The organism is Streptococcus handemini (genome assembly GCF_040984445.1).
Lineage (GTDB): Bacteria > Bacillota > Bacilli > Lactobacillales > Streptococcaceae > Streptococcus > Streptococcus handemini.
On sequence record NZ_JBFRYH010000051.1, the window covers coordinates 1 to 16,712 of the forward strand.

Consider the following 16,712-nt stretch of genomic DNA (forward strand, 5'->3'; position numbering starts at 1 on the left):
CTGTTCGATTAAAATCTTTTCCTGACATCTTGTCAATGTACAATTGTTTTTGACAAAGTCCCTCCTCAAACATTGCTGCCAATTGGCGATCAATATTTTGCTCCTTTGTAGAAACACGGATATAGCCATATCTCATTGTTATCTCTCCTTCATTTTTTGATGAGTATTATTATTTCAAAAAAAGAATAATCATCAAATAATGGTGGAATAAAAACATCTCAGAACTCAAATCAGCTCTCAAGGTTCAACACCTCTCCCCCTATCACAACTGGATTCAAGCGGTCTATTTACGCTCTCAAAAGTTGACCTATAAAGCCATTTCTGACTTAATTGGATTCTCTCATGATACCATCTGGCGTTTGGTGAAAAAATATGAACAAGAAGGTCTATCTGAGCTTATCCATGCTGCACGAGGGGGTTGTCACCGTTCTTATCTTATACTCACTGAAAATCAAAATCTAAACTCTTACTTCCTTAAACTAAACATTGCTTGAGTTTCATAAATTAAGGGGTACATTTATTCCCATAAACCCATTGTATATGGAAACAAATCCATACCCCCTAGAGTTTATGGAAATAAATCACATCAACATCATGCTATCAAACCTACTCGTTCAATTTCAAATCTTACTCTGGTACTTACCCCTATACGACAAAAAGCCTTGCAAGCAAGGCTTCAAAACGTAGACAAACCCTATTAGTGATAGAAAAATTTTTATTTTTTAGGTAAACAAGCATATAACAGAAAACCTTAGAAATACTGATATAGCGGTATTTTTAAAAGTTTTTTTATTTCTCAAATAAAGGAAAAAAGATTGAAGAAAGTTGTCCAAAATGGACTTTTTCTTCAATCTGAAGCCTTGCAATCAAGGCTTTTTACTATCCCTTTCGTTCAAAGGTTTCTAGGCTTTTACGAGCAGAGCGACGCAGTCAACGTGATGCGTCTGCGGGAATAAGTCTACAGGCTGGATGTTACGGAGCGTGTAGCCTTGTTCTTGGTAGAGCTTGGGGTTATACTACAAAACAAAATACAGTTTTGAAAATCAACGAAGTATATTTAAATTTATAAAATACAATTAATCAGGCATTCAATTTCTACCTTCTAACTACCTTTTCCACTCTTCGTTCAATCTCTTCATCAATCAAAGCATAAAGTAGTGGTTCAATTTGACTTCTTTTCCTCTTACTAGATAGGACATTCTCTATACTTGCATATAAAAAATATAGCAATATCAACAAAATGATAATTATAAATACCAAATAAGATATTTGCTGAAAAGTTAACTGTTCTAATATGCTATTAAAGTCAATTTTAGTGCCGACAGTATTAAATACCGATAATAGCACTGTACCACCAAAAAGATATTTTAGATTAAATGACCTAATCCTTTGGACTGAGAGCTCCATCATACTTGAATAGGCTGGAATTAACTTCATTTTAGACAAGATTAATAATTCATCAATATCAATATCCTTTAGTGATTTTTTTACCCTAACTACATCATCAGTTGTAATACTATCACGATTCTTTAAAACAACAGAAATATACCCTAAATATTTTTTTTCCTTCTTAAGCTTCTCTGCTTCATCTCTATAGTTTAAATAATTCCAAACTCTCAACCAATATTTTTTGTCTTTGGGATATGTATCGTATGAGATATCATAAATCCCTCTCAAGACACTATTCCAAAAAACCACTCCCATATCAATTATTAATAACATAATCAATTGCAGCAATAACCAATTACTAAAAGAATAATGTCTAGAATTTGAATCAAATACAATAATACAAAAATTCAAAACGAATAGTACACCTGTACTCCAACATACCAAACCTTTTAAAAACGCGACATTCTCCTTCTTATACTTTTGCTTATAAAAATCTTTTAAAAGAATATCATCAGTTTCTGGCAACTGGGATTTACTCTTATTAGCCCAACTAGCAAGCCAAAACACCCAAATAATCAACAGATTAGCACCTAGAAAGACATATCGCTTATAAGGGACACAAGCAGATGGAATAAACCACAACAAAAATATTATTACAGCATTCATACCTAAAATCGTTAAAAAATGTACTCCAATATTTTTCTCAAAAAATTTTTTGAATTTTTCTACCATTCAATTTTACTCCCATTTCCTATTATATAGCAATAACCACTAAAGTTACTATTATAATATGTAGAAATCACAAAAAAAGTCAATCTCTGTCACCTAACGAAATATCAATATAATTTTTCCGATTTTTACTTACTTACGTCCTACGGTTGGAAACCATTCTCGACACTTCTATAAATAATATTTCTTTTTTGATTGAAAATATCCATATAAATCAATTTGAGTTACTCACAGTATACCTCATACTTACTTTAAAATAAGTATACCACAACAAAAGTCATGCGACAATAGTGGAAAACTATAGCGAACATGCTAATCTCCCTTATATCTCCAATAACTAAAGACTAGCAATTTCTACAGCATTTTTCTTTAATATCATTTAACGATTTGAAACTTTTTAACGATTACAAAGATTAGCCCCCAGTCTCCTCTGTTTGAACGATAAAAATATCATTTTACTTTCCCTTAAAGATTTCCAGTCATACAAAAACCTTGAAACCAAGCAATTTCAAAGACTTTTAATCGTTTATTTGTATCATTTAACTTCTACTTATTTCGAATAGTAGAAATTTGTAATACAATTTACGGTTTTTCCTTTCTAGGGGGGTGCAAGCTGTCAAAAAGGGGGGGGCACAATGTAACGATTCAATTCAAGTATCATTATACCATATTAGAGGGGGAAATTTGTCAATTTTATCGATGGCTTATCCAGTCTAGGTATAACTATTCTTCAAAAAATAAAGAGTGGTCAAGAAATCAAACGATGATTTCCTGACCACTCTTGAAAGTACTATCGAAAATACTTATCTACAACTTCTTGAATCCTGCCTTCCTTGGCTGCTGGAACTGTGTCATATCGTACAAAATTCTTCCGACTAATCTCCTGTGCATGATGTCCAAAGATAAAGTTACTTGCAATATTATAAATAATCTCTGTCGGCGCAAAAACATAAACCTGATTTTCAAGGATATGCTTTAATCGCTGTGATTGATCTGGAAAGGCTGAAATAAGACCGTCACTATTATACAGTCGTTTCACAATCTCAGTAATGTAGAGTCCTGATTTCATATAGAGGTCTATAAAGGTCTTTTGCTTACTGCACCCATTTGTTATTATCCATGATAAATGGTTTTGCCAACCCTTCTCCGGTATAATCTGCGTATTTCACTAACAGATACTGGTAGCAATCTTCCTTGGTCTTAAATTTAATTGCCTGATAGGGCTCCTCAAACGATAGTTTCTCTACGAATAGAAATCCATCATTCCTTGGGACCAAGACTCCGACATGCCCAATGAATAGCGTTTCGCCATCTAAGTTATCATGCAAAACGACAGAAAGCATTCTTGCATTTTCGTTAAACTGAAATTGTGAAAGGAAGTTCTCCATTTTTTTCGCATGAACATTGAGATCTGTTGTTTTTTCTGTCTTCACTCTTGAGAATAGTCGCTGAAATGCTTCTTTATCTTCCGCACTAAACAGTTTTCCTTTATCAATCGCATCATTATCGATAAATAGTAGGGCATCATCTTTTTCGATTTGAGGAATTTTAATGTTATTTTTCAACAGAACATAGGTGTTAATCCGGCAGTTCGTTCCCACAAAATCACCTTTCTTAGCATTCCATAGACTGCTAATGTTTTCCACATCGTACTCTGTTTGCCTAAAAGGGGCAAATTCTCCTTGCAAACCAACAGAATGGACAATTTCATTGTACTCATTCACGAGTGTAAAGAAATCTTCCACACTGTTTTGATCCAATTGTGCAGACAAGGACGCTTTCACCTCATCAACACTACTCTTGCTATCTAAGTTTGTATACTGTGGGACTTCTTGTGACGAATTTGTCACTGTTGTTTCACTGGTTACTGGTGATTCTGCTGTTTTTGGTACCTGTGAACAAGCTCCCAATCCTAAAAGTACCGCTACACAAAGACCTACCTTCATCCCTCTAAAAACGGTTTTCATCTATTCTTCCCTTCAATTTATTTCTTCCTCAATCTCTCATCACAGTTCCAGCACTAAGACTGTTTTCATGAAGAATATTAGCCTATTTTATCAAAATTTAACCGGATTTTCTACTCAAGTAGAGGATAGGATGTGATGAATCACAGCTGAAACTGTTTTTTGATGATTTTTATGGTGAAAAGAACCATCTGTATATAAGATATACTTTGCCATCACGGCTACTCCTTTAGAGTTTCTCTAGCTTTGATTCATTAACAGTTTCATCTGTCTTTGAAGAATAGAATTTTTCCTATCACACCCGCTCCTTCAACTTCTCCACAAAGAGATAGGCGGCGGGGCAGGTTAGGGTATTTTTGATGGTTAGATGATTAATCTGGTAGATTTTCTTGCGGTCCGTATGGGGAAATTCCCGACAAGCCTTGGGTCGAACATCGTAAATACTGCACAGATTGTCCTCCCCTAAAAATGGACAAGGCATAGCTTGAAAAACCTTATCACCGTCCTCATCTACCTTGAGATAGAGGTCTTCAAAGACAGGCAGTTTCATCCGAAAATGCTTGGCAATGCGGGTAATGTCTGCCTCTGTAAAGAGAGGTCCTAAAGTCTTGCAACAATTGGCACAGGCTGTACAGTCAATTTCTTCAAAAACCTCTTGATGTATCTGCTGCACAATCTTATCTAAGTCCTTGGGCGCTTTTTTCTTTAAACCAGCTAAAAATTTACGGTGCTCCCCCTGCTTTTGCTGGGCTAATTGTTTATACTGCTCAATATCAATCTGTCTTTGATTCATGTTTCGTTTTATTTCCTTATTGTCGCCTTATACTCATCCAAAATCAAAAAATAACACGATGTATCAAATAGCAAAATAAGCCCTAAATAGAGTTGCTGAGCTGTGAATACAGGTTCTTAGATTCCGCAGTTTGGAGCGAACGAAGTGAGCTTGAAAGGTTATTTTCACCGGAGTGGTATTACTAGTGACAGCAACACTGTCACTAATAACGGAATTTTTAAGACCTAGGCTCAAAAATAAGGATTGCTTCAACAGTCTGGGGGACTGTTGAAGGTTGGAAATAAGGATTATGCAATAATCCTCAACTAGTGAGAGGGTGCTTCCATCCGCACTACTTAAGAAAAGATCAAACAAAGTTATTTTTTGAAATTAGCTGAGTATTATTATACCATAGATTTTTACAGAGTATTATCAATAAAAGAGGGGGGACAATCGTTTTTCGCAGTCACGATTGGTCCTATCCCTCTTATTGTTATGGTACGTTCACTACTTCAATCTTCTCTCCACCTAGTAGAATCAAGTATTTCTCTACTCTTTCTACTTGATAGGCCTGTTTGAGAGCATCTGCATAAAGCTGCATTTGACTACGATACCGCTCAACTAACTGGCTAGGCTGTTGATAGTGATCCGTCTTGTAATCAAAGAGGACAATGCGGTCTCCATAATGGATAAAGCCGTCTATGATTCCACGTAGAACATACTCCTCATTGGCACGCGCATCAGTTTGCAACACAGCAAATGGTTGCTCTCTACGAACTGATGCCTTCTGTGTCAGAATTTCTTGTCCCAGTGGAGTTTCAAAGAAGGCCCTAATTTTGCCCATATCAATCCTTGCCTTAACGGCTTCTGTGGCCTTAACTTTTGATAGCGTTTCTTTTACAAGCTCAACGGTCATCGGAGTCACCAATGGCAAACGTTGCATGAGCTCATGGACAGCCGAACCAATCTGCGCTCCTGTTACCTGTTGACTGGCAAAATCTGGTAGGCTGAATTTCCGCTTGGGAACAAATTTTTCCATAATAGCTAGTCCATCATCTGCTAAAACTGGCTCGTAGAGTTTTTTAATCTGACTCGGTGTCCGCACACTCGGCAAGTCAATCGCTGCTTGATACTCTTGATTGAGTTGTGCCACAGATTCTAATTGCTTCAGTGCGGCGACAATCTCTTCTGACTGACGGTTATCTTGCACTGTATCCTTTGGTAAAGAGGAGGTCACCTTCAATTGACCGATTTTTTCTGGAGTCAGCTCTGCTGCTTCCACAAAGGTCTTTTTAAAATGCAAGTCCTGTCCCTTAAAGGCTTCTTCAATGGCTAAAATCCAATCCTGAAAACTCGTCATTGTCTCTCGCGTAGACTGGGCAAGCACACCGAAACGGGATTTTCCATCGTATTTGGTAGCCAATTTTTCCTGGCTTCCTTTTCCGACCAGATATAGTTTCTTCTCAGCCCGTGTCATGGCCACATAAAGCAAGCGCATCTGTTCAGACAGACTCAAGCGTTTTAATTCATCCTTATTGAATTGATAAGGGAGCGTATTGATTCGGACACGCACGTGAGGTAGCGGAGTTTCAAACTTATCCCCCATATCTGCTAGATACTGAGCCCCAATTCCATTTTCTCTACTCAGAATAATCGGATTGTTGCTTTCTTGGCGGCTAAATGCCTTGTCCATATTCAGTAAAAAGACATAGGGAAATTCCAAGCCCTTGCTCTTATGAATGGTCATCAGCTGAACCGCATCTTGTGGCTTGGTAACTTCGACATCTGCCAAATCATAATCGCTCTCTATCAGCTTATCAATCATGGTGATAAAGCGAGCCAGCCCCTTAAAGCCTGTTTTTTCAAATTGATCCGCCCGCAAGCCAAGAGCATAAAGATTGGCCTGGCGCTTTTCTCCATTGGGTAGGGCACCAACGTAGTCATAGTAAAACTTATCGTTAAAAATCTTCCAAATCAAATCATAAATGGAATGAGTTTTCGCATAGCTTCTCCAATCCACTAGATAACTTTGAATGTGTTCCAACTTTTGCTTGAACGTAGGAGAAATCAATTGAGCATGGGCTCCACGGCCAGTTAAAGCCAACTGGAATTTCTGATAGAAATAGGCTGATTCTGTCTGTAAGGCAATTCGAGTCAACTCATCTTCTGTCAAGCGAAACATAGGGGATTTCAAGAGAGCAAGGAATGGATAGTCATTGAAGGGATTGTTAATCGTCCGCAAGGTATCAAGCATGACCATGACTTCCAAGGATTTGAGATAGTGAGCCTCACCCCCATCAGATATCAAGGGAATCCCATGCTGCTCAAAACTACGTAAAACAGCCTCATTTCGTGTCCGAGAAGACACCAGTAGTGCAATATCGGAAAAGGCAACTTGCTCCTCGTTATGCAGGCGAATAATCTCCTTAGCAACCAACTCCACTTCACCAGCACTGACTCCTTCTTGGTCCAATTCCTCATCAACATCCGTGTTGTAAATGAGGTATTCCATTTGATTTGCTGGATGAGGAATTTTCTGGTTATCACTTCCTGCAACCAAGGTATGGGTTTCATCATAGGTAATTTGCCCCACTTCCCTGTCCATCAAGCGTGTGAAAATCGCATTTGTCGCATCTAGCACTTCAGACTGGCTACGAAAATTTTCCTTGAGGAGAATCAAATGACCAGCTGTCGGATCTGCCTGATACAATTCAAACTTCGTTTGGAAAATCTGTGGATCTGCCTGACGAAATCGATAGATAGACTGCTTAATATCTCCCACCATGAAGCGATTTTGGCCAGTTGATAGCAAGTCCAACATCCGCTCTTGAATGTGGTTATTGTCTTGATATTCATCGACCATGACTTCATGATAGGTTGACTGATAGAGTTGTCGAATCTCTGGATAATCTGTCAAAATTTGAATGGCAAAATGGCTAATATCGGTAAACTCATAGCTATTTTCCTGCATCTTCCGCTGCAAATATTGGTCAGAAAAATCAAGGACAAACTCTCTCAGCAGCGTCAATAAAGGAAGAATGCGGGGCTGATAGACAAGAACCGTTTCCAGATGTTTCAAACTGGTCAGACGTGTCTGCAAGTCCTTAAAGACTGGGTATTTCTCACCAGCCACTGTTACCTCATCACCAGAAGGCAAGAGGTCAACCACCTGTGCAACTAACCCTGGCAACTGCTCCACTTTCCTCGTTCTGTCATGCTCTGCCACCAACTCTCTCAATCGCACAATCATTGCCAAATGCTTGGTATAATTAACCGTTGGTTTACCAGCCTTAGTCTCTTTTTTATAATCAGGTAAGTCCGTCACATCCTGTAAATCATTGGCGGCTCGCTCCATACTGTCCAACAAGCCCTCAAAAATCGAAAAAGGCAGGCTTTCAAGGCTCGTCAATTCCGTATGACCTTTTAAGAAGGTTTCTTCTAACCAGGCACGGGGATTGCTAGTTGACTGACTAAAGGTGTGAATTTGATCAACCACTTCTCGAAAAGCCTTGCTATCTTTGCGATGACCGGAAAAATTCCGCACCAATTGTTGAAAGACAGCTTGATCTTTTCCTGTCATATAGTCTGCAAATAAGTCTGCAAATACTTCCTGCTTGAGCAAGTCTTGTTCATTTTGATCCTGTAAGATACGAAAGGTCGGAGCAATTCCTAAGAGATAACCATAGGTTGTCACTAACTGCTGGGTAAAGGCATCCATGGTCCCAATCGCAGCTTTTGGAAGATTTGTCAACTGTTCAGACAAGTGGCGCTTTTGTTCTTCATCCTGACTGTCAAGGATGGCTTGTGTTAGCTTTCGTTCAATCCGTTCTTTTAGCTCGCCTGCTGCCTTCACTGTAAAGGTCGAGATGAAGAGCTGGTCAATCCGAATTCCTCTCTTTAGTTTATCCAAAATGCGCTCTACCATAACGAAGGTCTTTCCTGAACCAGCTGAAGCAGATACTAAAACGTTTTGGCCATTGGTATAAATGGCTTCAATCTGCTCTGGTGTCCGTTTTTGCTTGGTATCTGATTGTGCTTCTGCTCGTTGCAGTTCTGCAATCTCTAAGGGGCTTAAAAATCGTTCAAAACTCATCTGCTACTCCTTTCTTCATTCTTTCTAGCCATTCTTCTTTCTTACCACCCCTTATCAATTTGCGGGCTAATGGGAAATGGCGATCTGCTTCAAAACCAGTAATGGCATTTAATTGATTGCCTGCGACAGAGCGCCCATCCTCCGTATAGGGATTCACCGCAAACTGCCCTGCTAGAATCCTCTTGGCTGCTCCTTCATACAAGGACTGGTTATGGCTTAACAGGGTGCCTAACTCTTCTTCTGTATAAATCGTGGCCTTGGATGTTGCATAGAATTGATTGAGACGATTGCTTTCTTCTTCGATAAATAATCCCTTATAAACCAAGGACTTATAGGCTTTTTCAAGAGCTTGATCATCTGACTTCATGTCCGTCAAAGCAACAATTGGATCTAGCATATGCAAATACATGGCCCCAAAAATCTTCTCTGATTGGCTAAACTCTGGTAATTGCTGAACCGCTGCGATATAGGTCATCAGCTGTGGGCTGAGACCATTGTAAAAACGATCAATCTTAAACTGATTTTCGCTTGATTTGTAGTCCACTACCCCAAAGGCCTGATCTGAAGTCAGCTGATCCAGACGATCCATTTTTCCCACAACTTGAAGCGGTCGTCCATTTTCCAAGATTAAAAACGGCTCTTGTTTTCGACCAAAAACAGCTTCATTAGCTACAACTTGAGTGATTGGATCAGCTTGTAGAACCAGAGAGGTTGCACGCGCAATATCGAGCAGAACAGTTTCTGAAAATTGACTTTCCGTATTAAACTGATACAGGGCTTCAAAAGTCGGTTCTTGACGTGTTTCTCTTATTGCGTCCTGTAATTTTTCATCAAAAGACTGGCTACTCTGATTGGCCGTGACCTTCTCAAAAATACGGTGAAGAAAGTTCCCATGACTACGCGCATCTGGATGGATACTGTCGCGTTCTCTCAAGTGCAAGACATGCTTGATAAAGTAAAGATATTCATTCTGATAAAAATCCGTCAAGCTAGAAGCGGATAAAATAAGTGGCTCGTCTGTGGGATAAAGAAGATCAAGTGTCTCAGCTGCTAAAGGACTCGTCTCGACCTCACCCGTAATCGCTGGAATCACAATCTGCTCTTGTTCTAATTTCTTACGCAGGTAGCGAATCGCTACCATCCAGAAGGTTTCTCCTGCCTTGGTCCATTCAACCTCAAAAGATAAACGATTGGCTTCAATGACACGAGCCAAGAGGCTCTTATAGTGAGCCAAGTCCGATGGTTGCAAACCTTTTTCCTTGCCTTTTTCTTCTTTTTTGATTCCAAACTCTTGCAACAATTTCAGATAAGGGGATAGCTCATCATCGGTCTCATTTGCTACTTGTGGAGCAGACAAAACCAGCTGCTTGCTTGCAGCATTCAAAAGAGAAATCATGGCAAAGTGGTTCTTTTTAGTATGTTCACGACTGACCACATCAAATCGTGCAAAGGGACCAGTTGCTTCGTTCATTCGCAGGCGCTCTGTATCCGTCAGTAAGCTCGTATTTTTTCCCAACTTTGGAAAATTGGCTTGCGTGAGACCAAGTGCAAAGACATACTTGGCTGTATGTGGTTCAATCAGATCATAGGATTTAACTCGTACTACATCAACGGTAGCAGGAACTGTCCGATAGGTACTTGCTAGCATTCCAGCTCGTAAAATTGCCAGAAAATCAGCCACCGTCAGATTCTTATCTGAAAAAATTTGGTGCATATCCTCTAAGAGATGGACAAAGCGATTCCAGACCTGTTCATCTTTTTCCTGCTCGGACTCCCCAAAGTGTGCTGATAAAGCCTCCATATTGGTTGGTAGTGCAATTGCCTCACAAAAGCTACTGAACTTAGCTAGTAAACTCCTGCCTGATTGGGCACGAGCCCTAAAGAAGGTCGTTAAGGGCTTCATGATGCTCTCACGAATAGAATTTAGCATGTCCACATCGTACCGATTGCCATTTTTAGTGGTAAAAGCTCGCTCAAATTGAGCCTGTCCCTTCACATCTGCAAATAAGAGATACTGCTCAAAGAGATCTAACTTATCCTGAGACCACTGCTGATAGAGACCTGATTTTAAGAGATTGAGCATGTCTTCTGTCCGGAAACGGTAGCGCTTTAACCGCTCCAAGGATTCAATGAAATGAATCAAGGGATGATGACTCATCTCCTCTGCTCGTCCTAGGTAATAGGGAATATCATACTGGTCAAAGATTTTTCCTAACTGTAAGCGATAGCTATCTACATCGCCCAAGAGTACAACAATATCCTTATACCGTTCACCTTGGTGAAGTAAATTGCGAATGCTGAGGGCAACCTGACGGACTTCTTCTTTTTGATTGGTGACATGCCATAGCTGGATGGCTGACTGGTCGATAGCTATCCCTTCTACCTGGCCTCCAGAAAAATCATAGTGCCGTTCAACTGCTTTTGAAAGGCTCGTAAAAACAGACCCATCTGCCTCAGCTTCTATATAGCAAGGCTTGGTCTGAAAGGTCTGAGCTAGATGACCGAGAAATTCCACCCCTGCCTGATAAATATTTCCCTCAATGTAAGGAGATTGATAGGCTTTTTGACTGGCATAGGTAGCAATGACAATTTCAGCTACTCGGCCATGTAGAGCTGCAATCAAGGCTTCTTCCTCAGCTGAAAAACGGGTAAAGCCATCCACAATAAGGACTACATCTTCCAATTCCTGATTGAGCTGGTCGGATGCAACAGCCTTACGAAATGAAGCCATTTTCCCAGCAATGTGAAAACCTTCTCTCATCATGGCCTGTTCAAAAGCTGTCAACATCATGACCAAATCCGCCTCTTTGTCTGGAGAATCCAAGTTGACCAAATCCCCAATTGTCAGATTAGACCGTTGCATTTCCTTATACAAATCCACCAACTGCTGAATAAAAGGAATATCTTGCTTCACCTTTCCATAGACCTTGAACTCTGTCTCATCCATTTGTGATAAAATCCGAAAAAGGAGCATAACAAAACCCGAATCATCTAACACTTTACTTTCTTCTGTCTGATTGAGAGAAAAATAGCGGGCCAACTGCTCAAAACGCGTGACCATCATGTCAAAGGAACCTTTTTCTTCCAAACTAGAAAGGACAACTCTCTCTTTCTCAAAGGATAGCGAATTGGGAGCAATATAAAAAACACGCTTGCCTTCCTGTGTATACTCCCTTGCCATTTTGGCCAAAAAAGTGGTCAAAGGATAACGAATCGCTGCATAATATAATTTCATCGGCTATTGGTCACTCCTATCTCTGTGAATCTCTTTCCATTATACCAAAAATCAAACAAAGAAATCGTTTTATTTAAATTAGTTGACATGCTAAAAAAAATGATAAAATAATATCAAGAAAACGATTACACACTGATCCATTTTACCAGAAAGGAGCCCCCTATGTCCATCTTACTCTATTTTCATCTTCTTTTAATCATCATTTTTATCGCCTATATCATGCTTGGAATTGCCTTTATCAAGCGATTCAATACTCTCAACTTATCGAAAAAAGTCAAAACAATTTTTCTCCTCGGCTACCTAGTGATTTTAGGGTGCTTGCTCTATATTGTTCTATCCCTCCTCTTCCTCGGTTTTAATTGCTAACTGAGAGAAAACCGCCTAGAAACCCTGAGTTCTAGGCGTTTTTTTATGCTTCATTTTCCTTCTCAATTGGAGCCAGACTGGCTAAGACTTTTTTGAGACCCAAGTCTGGGAAATTAATTTTCAACTCTTGACTTGCTCCGTTACCAGTCACTTCAAGAACCGTTCCTCGTCCCCATTTGCGGTGAACAGCAATGTCTCCCACCGCCCAGTCTGTTTGTGTAGAGGCGCTGGATTTTCCAAACGGCAAATCATCTCCCAAACTGCGAGGCTGAATCTGAGACTTGCGCGACTGAATGGCCTGCTGTAAACTCATCCCTTGACCAAACTTGCTGGTCTGACCGTTGACATAAGAAGCCTTAAAAGCAGTATTTGCAGGTCTTGCCAAGCCTTGGTAATCCAACAAATCACTCGATATTTCTCTAATAAAGCGACTCGGCTGGTTGTAACTACTGCGACCAAAGAGCAGGCGTGAATTCGCATTTGTCAAATAAAGCTGCTTTTCTGCCCGCGTAATCCCCACATAGGCCAAGCGGCGTTCCTCTTCTAATTCGTCCTCATCTTCAGCAGCTCGACTGAGTGGAAAGACATTTTCTTCCATTCCAATCAAAAATACGACTGGAAATTCCAAGCCCTTTGCCGCATGTAGAGTCATCAAGGTCACTTCTGAACTCTCTCGGTCTCCGTCATCTGTATCTGCAATCAAGGCTAGATCATTGAGGAATCGACTCAAGGTTTCAAGGCCCGACTCTCCTTCCACCTCCGATTCTTCATCAAAATGCTTGGTCACAGAGAGAAATTCCTGCAAGTTCTCTATTCGAGCATTTGCTTCTAAGGTTGCTTGAACGGTGAGCGACTCGGTATAGCCTGTCTTTTGCAAAACAGCTTCTACCAAGTCTGTAATCGAAAGTTCATCTAACTGGTCTCGTAACTGATAGAGTAAGTGTGACAAGTCAAAGACAGCTTGGGCTGCCTTACCCTTCATGCCAGACAGCATAATCTGTTGACTTGCTTCTAATAAAGAGAACTCCTGCATTTGAGCAAAATCACGGAGTTTATCCACCGTACCAGGCCCTACACCACGTTTTGGCTCATTGACAATCCGCTCAAAGGACAGATTATCTGCCGGATTTGCGATGACATTCAAGTAGGCAATGACATCACGAATTTCCTTGCGACTGTAGAACTTGGTTCCACCGACCATGGTATAGGGAATATTGGCTTTTAAAAGAGCTTCTTCAATCGTCCGAGATTGGGCATTGGTCCGATAGAGGACAGCGAAATCACGATAAGAGCGACCAGCTCGTACAATGTCATCTATCTGAGTAGCAATATAAAGTGCCTCGTCCTGCTCATCACGTGCCCGATAGTAGGTAATCTGCTCACCTTCATCATTTTGTGTCCAGAGATTTTTCGGACGACGGTTGCGATTGTTTTGAATCACATCATTGGCCGCTTGCAAAACTGTTTTAGTAGAGCGATAATTTTCTTCCAGCAAAACAACCTTGCTCTCTGGATAATCTTTTTCAAAATCAAGAATATTTTGCATATCCGCTCCACGCCAGCCATAGATTGACTGGTCTGCATCTCCTACGACACAAATATTTTTGAACCGTGATGCAAGCAACTTGACCAACTGGTATTGGGCATGGTTGGTATCTTGGTATTCATCGACATGGATGTACTGGAATTTCTGCTGATAATAGGTCAGCACATCTGGATTCTGATCAAACAAACGCAAGGTCAGCATGATTAAATCATCAAAATCAACTGCCTCACTCATGCGTAATTCTTTCTGATAGGCAGTATAACATTTGGCGACAATCTGCGTATAAAGATCACCTGTCTGACTTTCATAGGCTACTTCGTCAATCAAGTCATTTTTGGCATTCGAAATCGTGCCTAAAATCGAACGTTCGCTCCACTTTTTCGGATCCAAATTGAGATTTTTCAAAATCCTCTTCATCAAGGTCCGCTGTTCACCTGGATCAACAATGGTAAAATTGCGATTGTAGCCAATGTGATCCGCATCCCGGCGCAAAATCCGTACACACATGGAGTGGAAGGTCGCAATCAAGCAATCTTGGGTGGCAGGATTGAGCGCAAAAGCCCGCTCCTTCATCTCGCGTGCCGCCTTATTGGTAAAGGTAATCGCCAAAATATTCCAAGGATTAACTAATTTTTCATCAATCAAATAAGCAATCCGGTGGGTCAAGACCCGTGTCTTACCAGAACCTGCTCCTGCCATAATAAGCAATGGCCCTTCTGTCGTTCGAACTGCCTCCGCCTGTCTGTCATTCATTCCATTTAGTAAAGGATTCATCTTTTCTCCTTATCTCTTACCTCCATTGAAAACCAAGTAGACCACCAGCTCTTGTTTTTTTCGGAGTTCCAATTCTCTTATTATATCAAAAATCCAGCAAATAAAATAGTCAGAAAGGATACCTTTCTGACTATTTCTTACATCAGCCGATGAGATGATGACATCGCATAATCAACTCGATATCAACGTTCAAATTACTCTTCTTCTGATTTTTTCTTGCTGAGTCCAAGCAAAGCAGCAAAACCTAATGCAGTAACACCGTATGCAAATGCAGCATTGTCTACTGTATCACCTGTATTTGGCAACTCTGCCTTAGCAGGATCTGTTGATTGATCTAGTTGCGGTGTTGGCTTAGGCTCAGGTTGTGGCTCTGGCTTAGGCTCAGGTTGCGGCTCTGGCTTAGGCTCAGGTTGTGGCTCTGGCTTAGGCTCAGGTTGCGGCTCTGGCTTAGGCTCAGGTTGTGGCTCTGGCTTAGGCTCAGGTTGTGGCTCTGGCTTAGGCTCAGGTTGTGGCTCTGGCTTAGGCTCAGGTTGCGGCTCTGGCTTAGGCTCAGGTTGCGGTTCTGGATCCTTCGCATACGAAATCTCAATATCTTCCGTTGGATTCGTTGGAACTGGTGGGATATATCCTTTTTCTGGATTGTTCGGATCGACCGGTTTCAACGGATTTCCATTTGGATCTTCTGGTGTATAGCCTGGTACATACGGAATTGGTGTTGGAGTGTCTTTCGTTGGTGTTTCAGGCTTCGTTGGATCCTTCGGATCGTTTGGATACGGAATTGGTTCTTTTGGATCCTTACCATCCGTTGGTGTCGGATCGACTGGTGTTGCCCCATCTGGAATCTTAGGAATCCAGTTTCCTAGTTTCTTGTAGGTAACTGTCACTGTCTTATCCGCTGTCTCAACACTTGGTGTTTCTTCCGCTACAACAGCTGTATCTGTCACGTAGCCTGTAATCACTGGGGAAGCTTCCTCGTTCCACTTGCCGTCATGATTCTTATCCGCATCAACCTTATCGCTGACTGTCCAAGCACTGTACGTTACCTCACCTGTCGCATGGTTTACCGTTGCGGTACGTGTGAAGGTTACGGTTTCTGTCCGAGTTTCAGCTGCTTCACTTCCATCTTCGTAGACATAGTTGATGGTACGTGTGACTTTCTTAATCAAGTCTTTCTCTGATACCCCTTTATCCTCTGGCCATTTTGGTCCATCTGGGTTGTTCGGATCAATTGGTTTTCCTGGATTTGGCCATTTTGGTCCGTCTGGATTATTCGGATCAATTGGTTGTCCTGGTACAACCGGTGTTCTTGGATTGTCTGGATTGTTTGGATCTTTCGGTGTCGGGTTACTTGGATTGTTTGGATCTGGTGTGACAGTTGACATCTGTGGTCGAACGGTTACTTTAAATACCTGACTTGGATCCTTACCTGGCTCATCTGGGGTATTGTCAAATTTACGACCATCCGCTGTTGTGAAGCCATCTGTCACAAGTTCATATCCGTGTTTCTTCAACTTCTCAATCTTAGACGCTGTAGAATACGTGATATCCTCACCTTCGCTACCTACCTCTGTATCGACTGGACTTTCTCCATCAAGTGCTGAGCTAGGTACAAGATTGCCCGCTTCATCCTCATACTTAATCACGGCAAGCTGTGGTGCTTTGGCATCCGGACTGTAGATAACCACTTCCGTGATGTCTGTCGCAGTTTCATTAACGATCACTGCTTCTGTCGTTGATTGTGGTGTCACAACTGCTCCATTTTTCGTTGCAGTAGTCGCTGTGTAACCAGCTTTCACTGGCAAGGCTTGTCCTTCTAGCGTGCTATCGCCATCCTTAGGCATCCA

At 41.0% G+C, this 16,712-nt stretch carries 10 protein-coding genes and 2 pseudogenes; 2 read left to right on the forward strand and 10 right to left on the reverse strand.

Annotated features, from left to right (window positions below; all coding sequences use genetic code 11):
• Positions 1-136, reverse strand: a 136-nt coding sequence (locus ABPH35_RS08110; RefSeq protein ID WP_368849669.1) for a recombinase family protein, incomplete at its 3' end; no start/stop codon positions are given.
• A 136-nt stretch (positions 137-272) separates the two neighbouring features.
• On the opposite strand from ABPH35_RS08110, the gene ABPH35_RS08115 reads away from it, so the two are divergent.
• Positions 273-494 (forward strand): helix-turn-helix domain-containing protein, encoded by a 222-nt coding sequence (locus tag ABPH35_RS08115; protein WP_349989257.1) that lies wholly within the window; start codon positions 273-275, stop codon positions 492-494.
• 408 nt (positions 495-902) lie between these two features.
• Here the strand turns inward: ABPH35_RS08115 and ABPH35_RS08120 are convergent.
• The 7 genes and pseudogenes from ABPH35_RS08120 to rexB form a co-directional block, all read right to left on the reverse strand.
• Positions 903-1,007 (reverse strand): annotated as a pseudogene (locus ABPH35_RS08120) (class I SAM-dependent RNA methyltransferase); the annotation flags it as partial.
• An 88-nt stretch (positions 1,008-1,095) separates the two neighbouring features.
• Positions 1,096-2,121 carry a hypothetical protein gene (locus ABPH35_RS08125; protein ID WP_349989249.1) on the reverse strand — a complete coding sequence of 342 codons (1,026 nt, stop codon included), beginning with the start codon at positions 2,119-2,121 and terminating at the stop codon, positions 1,096-1,098.
• Positions 2,122-2,908: 787 nt separating this feature from the next.
• A pseudogene (locus ABPH35_RS08130) lies at positions 2,909-3,208 on the reverse strand (hypothetical protein); the annotation flags it as partial.
• A gap of 4 nt (positions 3,209-3,212) precedes the next feature.
• On the reverse strand, positions 3,213-4,085 hold the full coding sequence (locus tag ABPH35_RS08135) for a DUF4300 family protein (protein WP_349989250.1): 873 nt from the start codon (positions 4,083-4,085) through the stop codon (positions 3,213-3,215).
• A 292-nt stretch (positions 4,086-4,377) separates the two neighbouring features.
• Positions 4,378-4,875 (reverse strand): YkgJ family cysteine cluster protein, encoded by a 498-nt coding sequence (locus tag ABPH35_RS08140; RefSeq protein ID WP_349989251.1) that lies wholly within the window; start codon positions 4,873-4,875, stop codon positions 4,378-4,380.
• 472 nt (positions 4,876-5,347) lie between these two features.
• Positions 5,348-8,947, reverse strand: coding sequence for a helicase-exonuclease AddAB subunit AddA (gene addA, locus ABPH35_RS08145; RefSeq protein ID WP_349989252.1), 3,600 nt, complete (start codon positions 8,945-8,947; stop codon positions 5,348-5,350).
• Positions 8,937-12,182, reverse strand: a complete 3,246-nt coding sequence (rexB, locus tag ABPH35_RS08150) for an ATP-dependent nuclease subunit B (protein WP_349989253.1) — start codon at positions 12,180-12,182, stop codon at positions 8,937-8,939. Before rexB ends, addA begins: the two co-directional genes overlap by 11 nt.
• 162 nt (positions 12,183-12,344) lie before the next feature.
• On the opposite strand from rexB, the gene ABPH35_RS08155 reads away from it, so the two are divergent.
• The gene (locus ABPH35_RS08155) at positions 12,345-12,548 is read left to right on the forward strand and encodes a hypothetical protein (protein ID WP_349989254.1); all 204 of its coding nucleotides are present in this window, start codon (positions 12,345-12,347) and stop codon (positions 12,546-12,548) included.
• Between the two features lie 43 nt (positions 12,549-12,591).
• On the opposite strand, the gene pcrA is transcribed toward ABPH35_RS08155, so the two are convergent.
• Both pcrA and ABPH35_RS08165 read right to left on the reverse strand, forming a co-directional pair.
• Positions 12,592-14,868, reverse strand: coding sequence for a DNA helicase PcrA (pcrA, locus tag ABPH35_RS08160; RefSeq protein ID WP_368849706.1), 2,277 nt, complete (start codon positions 14,866-14,868; stop codon positions 12,592-12,594).
• Between the two features lie 194 nt (positions 14,869-15,062).
• Positions 15,063-16,712 (reverse strand): mucin-binding protein (locus tag ABPH35_RS08165; protein ID WP_368849707.1); only part of this gene is annotated, 1,650 nt, incomplete at its 5' end.

Bases quoted from the DNA above. Each gene is read 5' to 3' on its own strand.
- ABPH35_RS08125 (WP_349989249.1), bottom strand. From the start codon at position 2,121: ATGGTAGAAAAATTCAAAAAATTTTTTGAGAAAAATATTGGAGTACAT.
- ABPH35_RS08135 (WP_349989250.1), bottom strand. From the start codon at position 4,085: ATGAAAACCGTTTTTAGAGGGATGAAGGTAGGTCTTTGTGTAGCGGTA.
- ABPH35_RS08140 (WP_349989251.1), bottom strand. From the start codon at position 4,875: ATGAATCAAAGACAGATTGATATTGAGCAGTATAAACAATTAGCCCAG.
- addA (WP_349989252.1), bottom strand. From the start codon at position 8,947: ATGAGTTTTGAACGATTTTTAAGCCCCTTAGAGATTGCAGAACTGCAA.
- rexB (WP_349989253.1), bottom strand. From the start codon at position 12,182: ATGAAATTATATTATGCAGCGATTCGTTATCCTTTGACCACTTTTTTG.
- ABPH35_RS08155 (WP_349989254.1), top strand. From the start codon at position 12,345: ATGTCCATCTTACTCTATTTTCATCTTCTTTTAATCATCATTTTTATC.
- pcrA (WP_368849706.1), bottom strand. From the start codon at position 14,868: ATGAATCCTTTACTAAATGGAATGAATGACAGACAGGCGGAGGCAGTT.